The 16,912-nt window shown below is 65.2% G+C and carries 13 protein-coding genes and 2 pseudogenes; 7 read left to right on the forward strand and 8 right to left on the reverse strand.

All coding sequences use genetic code 11. The features are described from left to right. Nucleotides 1-61: 61 nt before the first annotated feature. The gene (locus tag HDG39_RS17510) at nt 62-766 is read left to right on the forward strand and encodes a LysR substrate-binding domain-containing protein (protein WP_184007163.1); all 705 of its coding nucleotides are present in this window, start codon (nt 62-64) and stop codon (nt 764-766) included. 25 nt (nt 767-791) lie between these two features. Here the strand turns inward: HDG39_RS17510 and HDG39_RS17515 are convergent. After that, a pseudogene (locus tag HDG39_RS17515) lies at nt 792-938 on the reverse strand (porin); the annotation flags it as partial. Between the two features lie 108 nt (nt 939-1,046). Between HDG39_RS17515 and HDG39_RS17520 the strand changes: the two are divergent. After that, nucleotides 1,047-1,721 (forward strand): HAD family hydrolase, encoded by a 675-nt coding sequence (locus HDG39_RS17520; RefSeq protein ID WP_184007164.1) that lies wholly within the window; start codon nt 1,047-1,049, stop codon nt 1,719-1,721. A 12-nt stretch (nt 1,722-1,733) separates the two neighbouring features. On the opposite strand, the gene HDG39_RS17525 is transcribed toward HDG39_RS17520, so the two are convergent. Next, nucleotides 1,734-2,528 (reverse strand): hypothetical protein, encoded by a 795-nt coding sequence (locus tag HDG39_RS17525; RefSeq protein ID WP_184007165.1) that lies wholly within the window; start codon nt 2,526-2,528, stop codon nt 1,734-1,736. Between the two features lie 607 nt (nt 2,529-3,135). Here HDG39_RS17525 and HDG39_RS17530 point away from each other — a divergent pair. Next, nucleotides 3,136-4,098, forward strand: coding sequence for a response regulator (locus tag HDG39_RS17530; protein ID WP_184007166.1), 963 nt, complete (start codon nt 3,136-3,138; stop codon nt 4,096-4,098). Nucleotides 4,099-4,139: 41 nt separating this feature from the next. Here HDG39_RS17530 and HDG39_RS17535 read toward each other — a convergent pair whose 3' ends face one another. Both HDG39_RS17535 and HDG39_RS17540 read right to left on the reverse strand, forming a co-directional pair. Then, nucleotides 4,140-5,156, reverse strand: coding sequence for an alpha/beta hydrolase (locus HDG39_RS17535; RefSeq protein ID WP_184007167.1), 1,017 nt, complete (start codon nt 5,154-5,156; stop codon nt 4,140-4,142). A 2-nt stretch (nt 5,157-5,158) separates the two neighbouring features. Continuing rightward, nucleotides 5,159-5,686, reverse strand: coding sequence for a thioesterase family protein (locus HDG39_RS17540; RefSeq protein WP_184007168.1), 528 nt, complete (start codon nt 5,684-5,686; stop codon nt 5,159-5,161). A 255-nt stretch (nt 5,687-5,941) separates the two neighbouring features. Here HDG39_RS17540 and HDG39_RS17545 point away from each other — a divergent pair, with 255 nt between their 5' ends. Beyond that, nucleotides 5,942-6,286: a DUF4148 domain-containing protein gene (locus tag HDG39_RS17545; protein WP_018423457.1), complete on the forward strand. Its 345-nt coding sequence runs from the start codon at nt 5,942-5,944 to the stop codon at nt 6,284-6,286. A gap of 199 nt (nt 6,287-6,485) precedes the next feature. Here the strand turns inward: HDG39_RS17545 and HDG39_RS17550 are convergent. From HDG39_RS17550 to phnC, 4 genes and pseudogenes are all read right to left on the reverse strand, one after another. Next, nucleotides 6,486-6,740: pseudogene (locus HDG39_RS17550) on the reverse strand (EamA family transporter); the annotation flags it as partial. Nucleotides 6,741-6,802: 62 nt separating this feature from the next. Beyond that, on the reverse strand, nt 6,803-7,633 hold the full coding sequence (gene phnE, locus HDG39_RS17555; RefSeq protein ID WP_184007169.1) for a phosphonate ABC transporter, permease protein PhnE: 831 nt from the start codon (nt 7,631-7,633) through the stop codon (nt 6,803-6,805). After that, nucleotides 7,630-8,607, reverse strand: coding sequence for a phosphonate ABC transporter substrate-binding protein (phnD, locus tag HDG39_RS17560; RefSeq protein WP_184007170.1), 978 nt, complete (start codon nt 8,605-8,607; stop codon nt 7,630-7,632). Before phnD ends, phnE begins: the two co-directional genes overlap by 4 nt. A 59-nt stretch (nt 8,608-8,666) precedes the next feature. Continuing rightward, nucleotides 8,667-9,584 (reverse strand): phosphonate ABC transporter ATP-binding protein, encoded by a 918-nt coding sequence (gene phnC / locus HDG39_RS17565; RefSeq protein ID WP_184007171.1) that lies wholly within the window; start codon nt 9,582-9,584, stop codon nt 8,667-8,669. Between the two features lie 312 nt (nt 9,585-9,896). Here phnC and HDG39_RS17570 point away from each other — a divergent pair, with 312 nt between their 5' ends. The 3 genes from HDG39_RS17570 to HDG39_RS17580 all read left to right on the forward strand — a co-directional run bounded on the left by HDG39_RS17570 (nt 9,897) and on the right by HDG39_RS17580 (nt 16,816). After that, the gene (locus HDG39_RS17570) at nt 9,897-10,934 is read left to right on the forward strand and encodes a M14 family zinc carboxypeptidase (RefSeq protein ID WP_184007172.1); all 1,038 of its coding nucleotides are present in this window, start codon (nt 9,897-9,899) and stop codon (nt 10,932-10,934) included. Continuing rightward, on the forward strand, nt 10,931-11,791 hold the full coding sequence (locus HDG39_RS17575; protein ID WP_184007173.1) for an alpha/beta fold hydrolase: 861 nt from the start codon (nt 10,931-10,933) through the stop codon (nt 11,789-11,791). Before HDG39_RS17570 ends, HDG39_RS17575 begins: the two co-directional genes overlap by 4 nt. A gap of 186 nt (nt 11,792-11,977) precedes the next feature. Next, entirely contained in the window at nt 11,978-16,816 is a 4,839-nt protein-coding gene (locus HDG39_RS17580; protein ID WP_184007174.1) for an NAD-glutamate dehydrogenase, read from the forward strand. Nucleotides 16,817-16,912: the final 96 nt, after the last annotated feature.

Genomic DNA, 16,912 nt, shown 5'->3' on the forward strand with positions numbered 1-16,912 from the left:
GTTCGAATGAACCAGTGATAACCTGAACGACGTTTCGGTTTTTTCGAAGTATCGGATCAGCATGCTCAACTATCGTCACCTGTACTACTTCTGGATCGTCGTGAAGGAGGGCGGCTTTGCGCGCGCGGCCGGGCGCGGCGTCGTGATGACCGAGGCCGGCGAGCAGGCGTTCGATCGCGCGGAGCAGATCTTCCAGCTGGGCGAGGCGTTGCTCGACGAGATGCGCGAAGCGAGCGGCGCGGACTCGGTGCGGCTCGCGGTCGGACTGTCGGATGGGATTTCGAAGCTCGCCGCGCATGCGTTGCTCGCGCCGGTGCTCGCCTGTCAGCCGGCGCCGCACGGCGCGGATCTGCGCGTGCTGAGCCAGCGCGTCGCGGGCTCGCCGGTCGACTGGTACGGGCCCGCGCAGGTCGTGCGCAAGTCGGCGCGCGACGGCTTTCCGCTCTGTCTCGCTGACCTGCCCGTGCTGCTGACGACCCGTCACGGCGCGCTGCGCGCGCGGCTCGACCGGTGGTTCGAGTCTCAGGGAATCAGGCCGCGCGTCGTCGGCGAATTCGAGGACAGCGCGTTGATGGCGGTGTTCGCGGCGCGCGGGCTCGGCGTGTTTCCGCTCGCCGAGCTCGGCGCCGAAGATCTCACGTTATTGAAGGGCTTGCGCTGGCTCGGCCGCGCGGACGGCGTGATCGAGGAGATTCACGCAATCCGCTCGCGACGCGGCCAGCATCATGCGCTCACGTCGCAGGTGATCGCGGCGGCGCAGTCGTGAGGGCATCGCACTGTCGCGCCACGCCCGCGCCGTGCGCGTTCTGGTACACGCCTTCGAGGTGGAAGTCGGTGCGCTTGCTGAGCGTGTAGTCGGTTTGCAGCATCGCGCTGTTCCATGCCGGTGACGAGCCGTTATAGGCGCCATGCGTGAAGGTGTACGCGCCGCAGACGCTTGCGCACATCGTGTAGAGGCCGTGAGCGTCGTCAGGGGCGACGAGCCGCCCTGGCCGTTTCATCGACACATGGCATAGTGACTGAACCCATCATCACCGGAGGCCGGCATGCGTATCCAGACATCCTTTCTTTTCGACCTCGACGGCACGCTCGTCGATAGCGTCTATCAGCACGTGTTGGCGTGGAAAGAGGCGCTCGACAGCGAAGGTATCCCGCTGTCCGTCTGGCGTATCCATCGCAAGATCGGCATGAGCGGTGGGCTGTTCACGGACCAGTTGCTGCGTGAGACACACGGCGAGATCAGCGTCGAACGCGCCGAACGGCTGCGGCACGCGCATGCGGCCGCCTATCAGCGGATGCGCGCCCAGGTCTGTCCGCTGCCGGGCGCGCGCGAACTGCTCGACGCGCTGACACAGGCCGGCACGCCGTGGGCCGTCGCGACGAGCGGGCGGATGGAAACCGCCGCGCTGAATCTGGCGGCGCTCGGCGTCGATCCGTCAAAGGCGGTCGTCGTCACGCGCGACGACGTCAAATACGCGAAGCCCGATCCCGATCTGTTCCTCGCCGCGGCCGAGCGGCTCGGCGTGTCGATCGAGCACACGGTCGTGGTCGGCGACAGCATCTGGGACATGCTTGCGGCCCGCCGCTGCCGCTCGCTCGGTGTCGGCCTGCTGTCGGGTGGCTATGGCACCGAGGAACTGGAGCGCGCGGGGGCGTTGCGCGTCTACGACGATCCGGCCGATCTGCTCGCGCACCTCGACGAGGTGGCGTCGCGGCCGTGAGCCCCGCGTCGCTCAGGGTTTGATGATCGGCGGCTCAGCGGCGGGCTGCGTCGGTCCCACCTTCGACGATTCGCGGACCAGCCGATCGGTCATCGCCGACGCGACCGGATTCGTGCCGCGGCCGCTACCCGCGCCAGCCCCCGGGGGATTGGCAGACTGCAACGGCACGGTGACGCCGGACGGCATCGGCAGCGACGGGTCGGGTTTCGCCGATTCCTTGACCAGTTGGTCCGTCAGCATCGCGGCGACGGGGTTGGCGCCATTCGGATGCGTGTCGTCGCGCCGGCGGGCCTGGGTCTGGTCGATGCGCGGCCCGTACTGCGGCCTCGGTTGAGCTTTTTGCTGGGCGTACGACTGCGACTTCGACGGGGCGTGCGCGACTGCGGCCGGATTGGCCGCGGGCGGCGCTGCGTTATCGATGCGGCCACTCGCGGTCTGACTCGACTGGGGCGTGACGCTCGGCACGGGCGCCGCCGCTGTGGCGGGCAGGGACGGGGCGGGGGCGGGCGCCGCAGCAGGTGCCGCAGCAGGCGCCTGAGCGGCTCCCGGAGCCGGAGTGGCCGACTCCATCTGCGGCAGCGCCGATTGCGGCGCGGGCGGGCTCACCGGTTGCGCAGGCCTCACGCTGGCGCCAGCGGCACGCGTCGCATCGGTCTGCGGTTCCGATTCCACCGCGCCGGTGACGCTGCGGGTCACCGCGCCGGTCACGGCCGGCGCCTGATCGTCCCTGGGGTAAAGCAGATAACCGGCGACGCCCGCGTCGACCACGAGCAGCCCGACTATCATCATCTTGCCGGTATTCGTCATATCTAAGCAACAACCATTAAACAACTGCGATTGACTGATGATAAACGACCATTTCGCCATCGACGCTTCTTGTTGGCATATTGCGGCGCGTCATGATGATTGATGTCCGAACGGACCTGGCACGAACGGCGCGCGCTTGCCGCTAAAGCGATTCGCCGGCACGACGGAAGCGAACATTTTTCCGCGTGCCGCGATTTTCTTTTTCGACCAATTAGTCCCCCGCATTTGCGCGGCCGGCGCCTGCAGGAATGCGATTTAACTTGTGCCACCAACGCGCGGAGCCTGTACTATACGAACCATTGCAGACGACCGGCAGCCACGGTTCGATTATCCGGCGTGTGAAAGCGACTTGCAGCGACTGGCTCGCAGCGCACATGCCGGCAGGCCCGCGCCAGGCTGTGCCACCCGAGACGCGCGAACAGCGTCGATAGCGGCGCGAACAGCGACGGCAGGCGGTGACCGGTAGTAGCGACAAGAACCCATTGATCATGCGGACCCGCGGGCGAGGCATCGCCCGGCATTCTTTGGGCAGTCGCTTGGCGAAACGCCAGATCGACCGACCGGTCGGTCGGGGGCATTCGCGGCGGCGTGAGAAACACGTGAAGATATGAACAACTTTATTCGACCTCCCGTTTTTTACCCGTCCACAGTGGTTTTCGTCGACGACAACGACAGCTACCTCGACGCGCTCCGCCGTTTCTTCCCGGGCACCTACACGAACCTGTTTTTCACGCGTCCGCAAGCGGCCCTCAGCTATATTCGCCAGCACGCACGCGAGAATTCGCTCGAATTCGCGGCGGCGTCGGCGTGTCTGAGCGAACCGGGAGTCGAGCGCTTCGTCGAGACCTCGGCGGAGCGCGACATCGTCGCGCAGCCGTCGCGCTTCGAGGAAGTGGCGGCGGTCGTCGTCGACTACGACATGCCGGGCATCGGCGGCGTCGAGTTTCTGTCGTCGATCTCGCACCTGCGTTGCGCGAAGGTTTTGCTCACCGGCGTCGCCGATGAAACCGTCGCGGTGAAGGCGTTCAACGCCGGCATTGTCGACCTGTACCTGCGCAAGACCGACGCGGATTCGGCCAATCGCCTCACGCACTTCCTGAAGGACGCCAAAAGCCGCCATTGCGCGGAGTCGGGCTGGCTCGCGCTCGGCGAAAACGGCATGACCTACTGCGATCCGCGCACGCGCAAGGTGATCGACGAAGTGGTGGCCGCTCGGGGCATCGTCGAGTATTACTGGCGGCCCGAGCAGAACGTGATCCTGATGTTCGACGCCGCCGGCAATCCGAGCGTGTTCGTCGCGTGGGCCGAGAACGACTGGATCTCGCAGGGCGAGATCGTCGCCGACGAGGGTGGCCCGTCCGACCTGCTGCGCCAGCTCGCCACGCGCGAGGTGATGCCGCTGTTCTGGCCGGACCTCGCGTATCGTTCCGGCATGAAGTTCCGGTCGCTGACGCCCCAAAGCATTCCTGGCTGGGACGACGCGTTCTTCGGCTGGACCCGCATAGAGCCGGCCGAGGTCGGCCTCGATCTCGTCACGTTCGCGCAGTGGCGCGGCGACCGCAATCGCTGAGCCGCGATAACGCGCCGGGCGCGGCGGTGCGTATGGCCGCGCTAATGGCATGCGTGTTCGCGGAGAAATTCGCATACAGCCCTGTGCATGGCCTGCACGCCGGGGCTCGTTTCAAGCGCGCGCCAGCATCCATGCACGAGCCCCGTGCCGATCAGCAGCCGGGCATCTCCACCAGCTTCGCGAATCCGCTCGACGAACACGCGCGCGTCGTCGCGTAGGGGGTCGTGCTCGGCGCCGATGGCCAGCGTCGGCGGCAATCCGTCGAAGCGGGTTGCGGCGAGCGGGATCGTCCATGCGGGGCCGGGCGTGGGGTCGTCGTTTTCTTCGCCTCTTTCCCCAGTCTTTTCCCCGCTGTTTCCTCCGCTTGTTCCCCTGCTTGTTCCCCAGTACGCGTTGCGAAACTTATGCACGTCCGCGAGGGTTAGCATCGGCGCATTGGACTCGGTGTCGCGCGCGGGTAGTTCGGGCTCGGTGCCGAGCATCGGATAGACGAGCGCGATGCCGCGCACCCCGCTCGCACATTCGTCACGCAGGCGTAGCGCGACGCTTGCCGCGAGCGTGCCGCCGGCGCTATCGCCCGCGAGTTGCAATGCGGCGCGCTCTGGGAGGTCGAACGGCAGGCGGTGGTTCAACGCGGCACGCGTGATCTCGAGGCAGTCGTCGTGCGCGGCCGGCGCGCGATGCTCAGGCGCGAGCCGGTAGTCGACCGCGATCACGTCGAGGCCGGTGTCGGCGGCGAGGCGCGCCGTCACCATCTGATGACTGTTCAGCGAGCCGAGCACGAAGCCGCCGCCATGAAAATACAGCACCGTGCCGCGGATCGTGCCGGGTTCGCTTGCCTTCGCTGGATGCCGGTAGAGCCGTAGCGGGATCGCATGGCCCGCGTCGGTGCGAAAGCTTGCGTCCCGTGTGGTGAGTTCGCTGGGCAGGGGCGGCGTCAACGTCGCGGCGTAGCGGTCATACAGCTCGCGCTGCTCGCGCGGCGTCATCGCCGCGTGATGCGATGGATAGAGCGCGCTCGCTCGTTCGATAAAGGCGGCGATTTCCGGCTCGAGCATGGTCACTCCGTTTGAGTAGTGTTTCCCGTTTGCGCTGCGCCTCGCAAAGCGATCACACGTCCCGCGAAACGCGCCGGCGGCAATGCCGCATGGGCTTGCGCGAGTTCGTGTACGCGCGCTTCGACGTCCGGATCGAAAGCAACGCCGCGCGGTCCGCTGGTATCGACGTGCAGCAGCATCTGCTCGGCCGCGGCGACGGGGCCGGTGCGTTGGCTTTGCGTCGTGTCCAGCGCAAACATTTCGAAGTACACATGAATACGTTTCGCGTCGCAGCCGAGCACGCGCATGTCGACACGCACCTGCGTGCCTTGTTTGATTTCATGCAGATAGTTGAGATGCGCTTCGAGCGTGTAGATCGATCGATGCCGCTCTTTGCGCACAGCATCGGGCAGGCCGATCAGATCGATCAGCCCGTCGGCCGCGAGACTGAAGATCAGCAGGTAGAACGCGTCGCGCATGTGGCCGTTGTAGTCGACCCATTCGGCGCGCACGCTGTCGCGGTAAGACGGCAGGGTAACGGGATGCGACATGAGCGTCTATCTCCTCGATCGAATGCGATGGCTGCGGCGCGTCGTTGGGCGTCATCAGTGTAGTTCATCGCGATGAGGCTGCGCCGGAACGTGGTCGCCACGAATTGTGATCGTTACAGCAACAGTGAATTCATGGTTCAGGGCTTACTACGTGGCCTGACCGGCTCCTAAACTGGCCTCAACGCTGCGGATGGCTTATCGGTCACAAAAGGCTCCGCGGCAATCGCATGAAGCCATTTCTGGAGGCTGGAAATCATGAAGTCCATCAGGTCGCTGATCGAAGCAGGGGTTATCGCCGCTCTCATTGCCGCTCCGCTCGCGGCGTTTGCCCAGTCGAACCAGGCCAATCAGCCGATCTCGCGCGCGCAGGTGCGCGCCGAACTGAGCCAGCTCGAAAAGGCCGGTTACGATCCGTCCAACGCGAACGTGATCGACTATCCGGCCAATATTCAGGCAGCCGAAGCAAAGGTCGCGGCGCAAAACCAGGCTGCGCAGAACAGCGGCTACGGTGCGCCGGCGAATGGTTCGTCGCAGCGCAGTGGCCGCACCGATTTCGCGCCGACTTCGTATTCCGTGCCGGTGGTGAATTACACGCGTTGATTGCAGCGTGTACAACTAACGTCACTCCCTAAGTGCAGCAACGCGATGCCGTCGAATCTGACGAGCGGCGCGGTCGACAGCACGGGCTGAGGCTTCAGTTCACCGTTCGTCGTGAGCCCGACGGGCGCGGGCACAGACCAGCAGCGCATCCTCGGTGCGGGCGCGACCTATGATTTCGGCTTCGTCAACCTGCTCGTCAGCGCCGAAAGGCGAGCGAGTCGATGCCGCACGACACGAGCGCGATGCCGGGCGCGGCGAGCGGCTTCAGCACCTCGCCCGCGAACACGAGTGCGCCGACGAACACGAGCATCGGCGAAAGACCGCGCGCAATCGGATAGACCTGACCGAAATCGCCGCTTCTGTACGCGCGAATCAGCGCGAGCAGATAGGCCCATTCGAGCACTGCCGACGCAACGATATACGGCCACGCGGCCAGCGCCGGCAGCGGCAGCAACCAGGCCGGAATGGCGTTTTGAATCCGGCCGCTCAGTGCCCCGCGCGCGACGCGCGCCGTCCTCAGATCACCCGTTCACGCAGCCACGCCGAGCCGAGATCGATCACCGTCACGACGACGATCACCATGATCATCACCGCGGCCGTCTGCGCATAGTTGAACGAGCGGATCGCTTCGTACAGCACGACGCCGATGCCGCCCGCGCCGACCATGCCGACCACCATCGCCGAGCGCACGTTCGACTCGAAGCGATACAGCGCGTACGAGATCCACAGCGGCAGCACTTGCGGCAGCACCGCATAGACGATTTCGTCGAGGCGCGTCGCGCCGGTTGCGCGCACGCCTTCGGCCGGGCGCGGATCGATCGCCTCGACCGCTTCTGCGAACAGTTTGGCGAGCACGCCCGTCGTATGCACCCACAGCGCGAGCACGCCGGCGAACGGCCCGAGGCCGACCGCGACGATGAACAGCATCGCGAAAACCATTTCGTTGATCGCGCGGCACGCGTCCATCAGGCGGCGCATCGGCTGCACGACCCACTGCGGCGCGAGATTGTTCGCTGACATCAGACCAAATGGAACCGCGCAGACGAGCGAGAGCGCGGTACCCCAGATTGCGACCGCCAATGTCACGTACATCTCCTGCACGTAGTTGCGCCACTCAGTGAAGTCGGGCGGGAAGAAGTCCGCCGCGAACTGGCCCATGTTGGCGGAGTCGCTGAGCAGATCGAGCGGACGCATGTCGGCGCCGTGCCACGCGCCGCCGAGCACGGCGAGCACCGCGATCCAGCCGAGCAACGACCACCAGCTTCGCTTGCCGGCACGATCTTTCGCCTGCGCCGCCTGCGCTTCGCTAGCGCGCGCCGGCGACGTGATCAGATCGGCCGTGTTCATTGCTTCGACTGTGCGTTGCTGAGCGCGCTCAGCTTCGCGTCGAGGGCGGCCAATTGCGTCTTGCGGTCGCTATCGGACAGATGTGCATCGTTCTCGATCTTCTGCTTCTGCTGGAACAGCACGATCTCGCGAATCGGCAGCAGTTGCTGATCCGACGATGCCTCGAAGCCGCTGTACTCGGTGATGCCGGCCATCACCGCTTTCTCGTGCAAATCGGTTTTCGCGTAGTTCAGGAAGAACTTGCGCAGCTTGTCCTTCGTCGCTTCCGGCAGATCCTTGCGCCACACGAGCGGGTCCGAAGGAATCAGCGGCGAGGTCCACAGCACGCGCACCTGCGCGAACTTGTCCGGATGCTCGCGCTTCAGCGTTTCCATCATCATGCTGTTGTTGGTCGCGATGTCGATCTTGTTGTTGACGACTGCCAGCAGATTCGCTTCGTGGCTCGACGGCAGTACGCTCTTGAACGACGTGTTGACCGGCGCGTTGTGCTTCGCGAACAGGTAGTAGCCAGGCACCAGCGTGCCCGACGTCGAGTTCGGATCGCCGAAGCCGAGCGTCACGCTCTTCGTGTCCTTGAACACGTCGTCGAGCGTCTTGAAGCGGCTGTTCACGTTGGTGATCAGCAGCGAGTAGTAGCCGCTGTCGCCGTTCGCGTGCTGCGCTTTCGCGAATACTTCGCCACCCGAACGATCGACGGCTGCGATTGCCGACGCGTTGCCGAAATAGCCGACCTGCACCTTGTTGAAGCGCATGCCTTCGATGATGCCCGCGTAATCGGTCGCGAAGAATGCCTTCACGTTCAGGCCGGTCTGTTTCTTCATGTCATCGATCAGCGGTTCCCAGCGTTGCTTGAGCACCGCCGACGAATCGGTCGAGATGATCCCGAGGTTGATGTCCTCGGCGTGGGCCGCGGCGACGCAGGCGAAAGCGGCAGCGCCGGCCGCGAGCGTGATCAGGGAGCGCAGGAATTTCATCGGTTGAGATCCGGTTGAGTGGACGGAGAGAATAAAAAGCGCACGACAGCGTGCGCGGTTCAGTTCGACGGTGCGGCGTTCAACGCGAACGCGTAGCGCGCGGCGGCGGGGCCGCTGTCCGGCCGCGTGGGCGCGGCGGCGGTGTCGGGGGCGTCAGGCGCGTCGCGAGTTTCGTCTGGGTCGTGCGTCGCGTCGTCGAGCAGTTCGCGCGCATCGCCGCCGTAGAGTTTCTTTAGCAGCGCCGGTGTCAGCGCACTGGAAGGGCCGTCGTAGACCACCTTGCCGTGACGCAGCGCGACCGTGCGCGGGCAGTACTGCATCGCGACGTCGACCTGATGCAGCGACACCAGCACCGTGATCCGGTGCTCGACGTTCAGCGCTTGCAGCATTTCCATCACGCGGCGCGACGACTCGGGATCGAGCGAGGCGATCGGCTCGTCGGCGAGCACGATTTGCGCACGTTGCACGAGCGCCCGTGCGAGCGCGGCACGTTGCTGTTGACCGCCCGACAGGTTCGCGGCCCGCTCGCGCGCATGTTCGCCGATCCCGACCTCGTGCAGCGCGGCCCGCGACAGCGCGTGTTCCTCGCGCGGGAAGCGGCCGGAGAGACGCCGCCACCACGGCAGGCGCGCGAGCGCGCCGATCAGCACGTTGGTTTCGACCGACAGCCGGTTCACCAGATTGAACTGCTGGAACACGAAGCCGATGTCGCGGCGAATGCTGCGCACCTCGCGTACGATGCGGCCGTTCTGCTGGATCGGCCGGCCGAGAATCTCGATTTGCGACGGCTGCGCGTCCGACGCGGTAAAGCCCGCGATATGCCGCAGCAACGTCGATTTTCCCGAGCCCGACGCGCCGATCAGGGCGACCATTTCACCGGGCGCGACGCGCAGATCGATTTCGTCGAGCGCTTTGCGGCCGTTACCGAACGTCTTGCTCAAACGCTCGATTCGAATAGCTTCACGGATCGCTTCCATCTGTATTCCCTCTTGCATCCGGCCACTGCCGGCATGTGTGGGCCCATTCTAGGAAGCGACTGTGACGGTTGAGTGAAGGCATCGCAACGTCTAGACGATTACATCTTTGTGCGTCGCGTTTTCCGCTGTGTCATGTGTCGTCAGGATGGCAAAACGAAGTCAGAGCGAAGTCAATGATTCGAACGGAAAGTGACATACGGATGACACGATTCGCGTACACACGTGCGCGCTCGCGCGTGCTGACACACAGCCAGGCTATAGTGCGGGTTTTCCGGCCGTCCTTAATAATCCCGACACTCCGGTCACGCCGTCATGCCGACTCCTTTGAGCTTTCTTCCGGACAGTTTTGCCGAATATGAAGATCTCAAGTCGATACTCGACCAAGGCAGGGCGAGCTTCGAAATCCGCGCGGTCTGCGAGACCGAGGTACGCGGCCGGCGCTTTTCCATCTACACCGCGAGCATCGGTTCATCCGATCCGCTCGCGCCAGCCATTGGCTTTTTCGGCGGGATTCACGGGCTCGAGCGAATCGGCTCGCAACTCGTCCTCGACCATATGCGCGCGCTGCTCGCTCGGCTCGAATGGGACGAATTGCTGGTGCGGCAATTGCAGTCCATCCGGCTGATCTTTTTACCGATCGCGAATCCCGGCGGCATGTGGGCAGCGACGCGCGCGAATCCGCGCGGCGTCGACCTGATGCGCAACGCACCGCAAGACGCCGACGCGCGCGTGCCGCTGCTGGCGGGCGGTCAGCGCGTCGGCGCGTGGTTGCCCTGGTATCGCGGCCGCGCGGGCGAGCCGATGGAGGTCGAGGCGGCCGCGCTGCTGCAAGTAGTCGAAACGCAACTCGCCGCGCGGCCGCTGAGCATCGCGCTCGATTGCCATTCCGGCTACGGCTGGAGCGACAGCATCTGGTTTCCGTACGCCCGAACCCGCCGGCAGATGCCGCATCTGCCCGAAATGTACGTGTTGAAGAGCATGTTCGAACACGCGCATCCGCATCACGGCTACACGTTCGAGCCGCAAAGCCATCAGTATCTGGTGCACGGCGATCTGTGGGACTACGCGTATGACCGCACGCCGGCGCCGAACGTCTTTCTGCCGATGACGCTCGAACTCGGCTCGTGGCTGTGGATCAAGAAAAATCCGCGGCAGTTGTTTTCGCGGCAGGGCATGTTCAATCCGGTCATGGAGCATCGCACCGCGCGCGTGCTGCGGCGCCATGCGAACCTGTTCGACTTCCTCGCGCGCGCGGCGTTTTCGGCGCAGCGCTGGCTGCCGCAAGGCAATCGTCGCGAGCAGTTGCTGCGAAGCGCGCTGGATCACTGGTACGGGCCGGATCGCGTATGAGCACATGGATTCTGCTGCGCGGACTGACGCGGGAAACGCGGCATTGGGGGCGCTTGCCGGCGGCGTTGCGCGAAACCCTGGGTCAAATTTCGGGCGATAGCTTGCGCGATGCAACCCCAGCCGCAACGAGCACGAGCGGCTTGCGTTTGCTGCTGCTCGATCTGCCTGGCAACGGTGAATACGTGCGGCGGCGCGCGCCCGCGAGCGTCGCGGGCATGGTCGCATTCGTGCGGCAGGCGGCGCTCGAAACGCGCGCGCCGGGCCCCTACAACGTGCTCGCGATGTCGCTCGGCGGCATGGTCGCGACCCACTGGGCACAGGGTCATCCCGGCGAGATCGAACGGCTCGTGCTGATCAATACGAGCATGCGGCCATTCAGCCGCATGCACGAGCGGCTGCGGCCGTCGGCGTGGCCTGGTTTGCTCGGCGTCGCGGCGCATTGGAGCGATGCCGCCGCTGCCGAGAGCGGCATCCATCGACTCACGTGCAATAACCTCCACACCTTGGGCGCGGATCTCACTGCCTGGACCGCGATTCGCCGCAGCGCGCCGGTGAGCCGCGCGAATGCGCTACGGCAATTGTGGGCGGCCGCATGCTTTAGCGCGGCGCCCGCCGCGCCGGAGTGCGCACTGCTGATTCTGTCGTCGGAAGCCGATGGGCTCGTCAACCCGGTCTGTTCGGCGAAGCTCGCGGCGGCGTGGGGCGCGCCGCATCGCAAGCATCCGTGGGCCGGCCACGATCTACCCCATGACGATCCCGCGTGGACGGCCGCGCAGATTCGCGCGTGGCTCACCCAGCGCGCCGAGGATAGCGGCGCGGCCGCGCCGGCACCGGCGCCCGTAAAGCCCGCGCGTTGAGCCGCACGGCGTTGCCGCGCCGCAGCGATGCGGGCAGAGCCCGGCGATTCTTCGACGACCGGTCAGCGGGTATTACCTGACGGCGCGAAACGGCCGTATCGCGTACGGCAGGCGCATAATTCCAAGTCAGACGTTGCCTGCGAATCACGCGATACTCACCATTGCCGCCAGCCAGGGGAGTCGATCATGCAAGCAAAGAACGAAGAGGCCGTCACACACCTGCTGAACGATGTAGTCGAATTTGCGCGGGGGCGGTTGCCGGAGCCGACCTTCAATATCGTCGAACTCTTCCTGCGGCATTACTACGATTTCGTCGACGCGGGCGATCTGCAAAGCCGCTCGATCGCCGATCTGTACGGCGCGGCGCTGGCCCACTGGCAGACCGCGCAGCGCTTCGTGCCGGGCGAGCAGCGGCTGCGCGTGTATAACCCGATCCTCGAACAGCATGGCTGGCATTCCGATCACACGGTGATCGAAATCGTCAACGACGACATGCCGTTCCTCGTCGATTCGGTCTCGATGACGGTCAACCGGCATCGGCTCGCGCTGCATTCGGTCGTCCATCCGGTATTTCGGATCTGGCGCGCGCCGGACGGCAGCATTGCGCGCGTGAGCCAAGGTGCCGAAGAAGCCGGCGATACGCGCTCGCATCTGACCTCGTGCATCCATTTCGAGGTCGATCGTTGTGGCGATGCCGCAAAACTCGACGCGTTGCGCGACGACATCGCGCGCGTGCTCGGCGACGTGCGCGCGGCGGTCGAGGATTGGCCGAAGATCATCGAACGCGCGAAGCAGACCATTCAAGATATGAAGGCGCGCGAAAGCGGTCCCGAGGGCGTCGAAGCGCGCGCGTTCGTCGAATGGATGGTCGCCGATCATTTCACGTTCCTCGGCCACCGTGATTACGAACTGGTGCAGCACGACGGCGGCTACGGTTTGCGGGCGGTCGCGGGCTCCGGTCTCGGCATTCTGCGCGATGCGCGGCAGCCGGGCGGCGCGGCGGAAGTCACGCCGTTGCCGCCGGCGGCCGCCGAGATCATCTCCGGGTCGTCGCCGATCTTTCTGACTAAGGCCAATTCGCGCGCCACGGTGCACCGGCCCGGCTATCTCGACTATGTCGGCATCAAGCTGAGCGGCGCCGATGGCAAGGTGACGGGCGAGCGGCGCTTCATCGGCCTGTATACGTCCACCGCTTATTTCGTGTCGTCCGCGGAGATTCCGATTGTGAGGCGCAAATGCGCAAATATCGTCAGACGCGCCGCATTCCTGCCGAAAGGTCATCTGGCGAAATCGCTGGTGACGGTGCTCGAGACCTATCCGCGCGACGAATTGTTCCAGGCCGACGAGGACCAGCTGTACGACACCGCCCTCGGCGTGCTGCGTTTGCAGGAGCATCAGCGCACGCGGCTGTTCGTGCGGCGCGATCGCTTCGATCGCTTCGTATCGTGCCTCGTGTTCGTGTCGCGCGACAAGTACAACACCGATCTGCGGCAGCGCATCGCGAACCTGCTCGCCGACGCATTCAATGGTGAGAACGTCGAATTCACGCCGCTGCTGTCGGAGTCGACGCTCGCGCGAATTCATTTCGTCGTCCATGCCAAGGCGGGCGGCATGCCAAGCGTCGACACGCGCGAGCTCGAAGCGCGCCTCGTGCAGGTCGCGCGACGCTGGCAGGACGATCTGGCCGACGCATTGCTCGACGCGTACGGAGAAGAGCAGGGCAACCGTTTGCTGCAGCACTACGCCGATTCGTTCCCGGCCGGCTATCGCGACGACTATCCGGCGCGCACGGCCGTGCGCGATATCGAACTGATCGAGCGCGTGCAGGGCAGCGAGCGGCTCGCGATGAACCTATACAGGCCGATCGAATCGGGACCGCGCGCGTTCCGTTTCAAGGTGTATCGCGCGGGCCTGCCGATCGCACTGTCGCGCAGCTTGCCGATGCTCGAACATCTGGGCGTGCGCGTCGACGAAGAGCGGCCTTATCTGATCGAGGCGCCCGGTGCGATGCCCGCGTGGATCCACGACTTCGGCCTCGAACTCGCTGACGATACCGAGTTCGACATCGAGCGGGTCAAGGATCTGTTCGAACAGGCGTTCGAGCAGGTGTGGACCGGCACGATCGAAAGCGACGACTTCAACCGCCTCGTGCTGCGTGCGCAGCTCAATTCACGCGAGGTGACGATTCTGCGCGCGTACGCGAAGTACTTGCGACAGGTCGGTTCGACGTTCAGCGACGCGTATATCGAACGCGCGGTGACCGGCAATCCGGCGATTGCGCGCATGCTCGTCGACCTGTTCATCGCGCGCTTCGATCCGGCGCTCGGCGCGGTACGCGAGGCCCGCGTCAACGCTTGTCTGGAGACGATCGACAGCGCGCTCGACCAGGTGCCCAATCTCGACGAAGACCGCATCCTGCGGCAGTTCCTCGGCGTGATCAAGGCGACCAAGCGCACCAACTACTACCGCCATGACGCTCTGGGCCAACCGAAGCCGTATCTGTCGTTCAAGTTCGATCCCGCCCAGGTGCCCGGTTTGCCCGAGCCGAAACCGATGTTCGAGATCTGGGTCTATTCGCCGCGCGTCGAGGGCGTCCATCTACGAGGCGGGCGCGTCGCGCGTGGCGGCCTGCGCTGGTCTGATCGGCGCGAGGATTTCCGCACGGAAGTGCTCGGCCTGATGAAGGCGCAGATGGTGAAGAACGTGGTGATCGTGCCGGTCGGCTCGAAGGGCGGCTTCGTCGTCAAGAATCCGCCGCCGCAGAGCGAGCGCGATGCGTGGATGCGCGAAGGCGTCGCGTGCTATCAGACCTTCCTGCGCGGCTTGCTCGACGTGACCGACAATCTGGCGAGCACCGAAGTCGTGCCACCGCCTGACGTGGTGCGCCACGATCCCGACGACCCGTACCTGGTCGTCGCCGCCGACAAGGGCACGGCCACGTTTTCCGACTACGCGAATGCGATCTCGCAGGAATACGGTTTCTGGCTAGACGACGCGTTCGCGTCGGGCGGCTCGGTCGGCTATGACCACAAGAAGATGGGCATCACCGCGCGCGGCGCGTGGGAATCGGTCAAGCGGCACTTCCGCGAAATGGGCGTCGACACGCAGAGCGAGGACTTCACGGTGGTCGGTGTCGGCGACATGTCGGGCGACGTGTTCGGCAACGGCATGCTGCTGTCGCCGCATATCAAGCTGCTCGCCGCGTTCGATCACCGCCATATCTTTCTCGATCCGAATCCCGATCCCGCGGCGAGCATGGCGGAGCGCGCGCGGCTCTTCATGCTCGACCGTTCGAGCTGGGCCGATTACGATCCGTCGCTGATCTCGGCCGGCGGCGGCGTGTTCCCGCGCGGCGCGAAGACGATTCCGCTGTCGACGGCGGTGCAGGCGGCGCTCGGGATCAGCGCGGCGGCGCTCTCGCCGGCCGAGTTGATGCGCGTGATTCTGCAGGCGCCGGTCGATCTGCTTTACAACGGCGGCATCGGCACCTATGCGAAGGCGAGCCGCGAGACCAATCAGCAGGCGGGCGATCGCGCGAACGACGCGATCCGCGTGAACGGCGCGGATCTGCGCTGCAAGGTCGTGGCCGAGGGCGGCAATCTCGGCTTGACGCAACTCGGGCGCATCGAGTTCGCGCAGTGCGGTGGCCGCATCAATACCGATGCGATCGATAATTCGGCCGGTGTCGATTGCTCGGATCACGAGGTCAACATCAAGATTCTGCTGGGCCTCGTCGTCGCCGACGGCGAGATGACGGAGAAGCAGCGCAACGCGTTGCTTGCCGAAATGACCGATGAAGTCGGTCTGCTCGTGCTGACGGACAACTACTATCAGACCCAGGCTTTGTCGATCGCGGGCCGTTTTGGCGTGGAGCTGCTCGATGCCGAAGCGCGCCTGATGCGCTATCTGGAGAAGGCGGGGCGGCTCAATCGTGTGATCGAGTTTCTGCCCACCGACGACGATATCGCCGAGCGCGCGGCCGCGAAGCAGGGACTGACGACACCCGAGCGCGCGGTGCTGCTCGCTTACAGCAAGATGTGGCTCTATGACGCGCTGCTCGAATCGTCGATGCCGGAAGACCCGCTCGTCAGCGACATGTTGATCGAGTACTTTCCGAAACCTCTGCGGCAGCGTTTCCGCGAACCGATGCAGCGCCATCCGCTGCGCCGTGAAATCCTCGCGACGCATCTGACCAATGCGCTCGTGAATCGCGTTGGCTGCGAGTTCGTGCATCGGCTGATGGAGGAAACCGATGCACAGCCCGGCGACATCGTGCGCGCGTGCATCATGGCGCGCGACGTGTTCGATCTCGATCAGATCTGGCGCAGCATCGACGCGCTCGACAACCGCGTTCCCGACGACGTGCAGGCACGCATGTTCGCGGAGGTCGCGCGGCTCGTCGAACGTTCGGCGCTGTGGTTCCTGCGGCATCTGCAAACGGGCGCGGCCGGCGACGACGTGACCGGCCTGCTCGCGCGCTGCCGCGACGCCGCGCAGCGTCTCGCGCCACAATGGCCGGCGCTGTTGCCTGGCGCGGACCTCGAAGCGTTGTCGGAGCGGCAACGGGTGTTCGTCGATGCGGGTGTCGATAGCGATCTCGCGGTGCGGATCGCGAGCGGCGAGGTGTCCGCTGCGCTGCTCGATATCGCCGAAGTCGCGTCGACGTGCGGGCGCAATCTCGAACAGGTCGCGGGCGTCTACTTCGCGCTCGGCACGCTGCTGAACTACGGCTGGATTAGCGAGCGCGCCGCCTCATTGCCGGCGCCGACGCATTGGGACATGCTCGCGCGCGCATCGGCGCTCGCCGAACTCGCACGGCTCAAGCGCGCGCTGACCACAAGCGCATTGGCCGGCGCGACCGATGCATCGACGCCCGATTCGCTGGTGCAAGCGTGGCGCGACAAACGCGCGGCACAGCTCGAGCGTTATACGCGTCTGCTGACCGATCTGCGCGCGACGGGCGGCGCGAGTCTTTCGGTGTTGCTGGTTGTCGTACGGGAGATGGCGGCGCTCGAGAGGGCGTGAGCCGCACGAATGGTGCAAAGGACGCCTGGGGAATTGGCGGCACGACGGCACATCAGGTCCGATTCCTGCGAGCGGGTGTGTCGTTGTCATCCATAA

The sequence above is a fragment of the Paraburkholderia lebeckiae genome, assembly GCF_014201005.1.
In the GTDB taxonomy this organism is placed as follows: Bacteria; Pseudomonadota; Gammaproteobacteria; order Burkholderiales; family Burkholderiaceae; genus Paraburkholderia; species Paraburkholderia tuberum.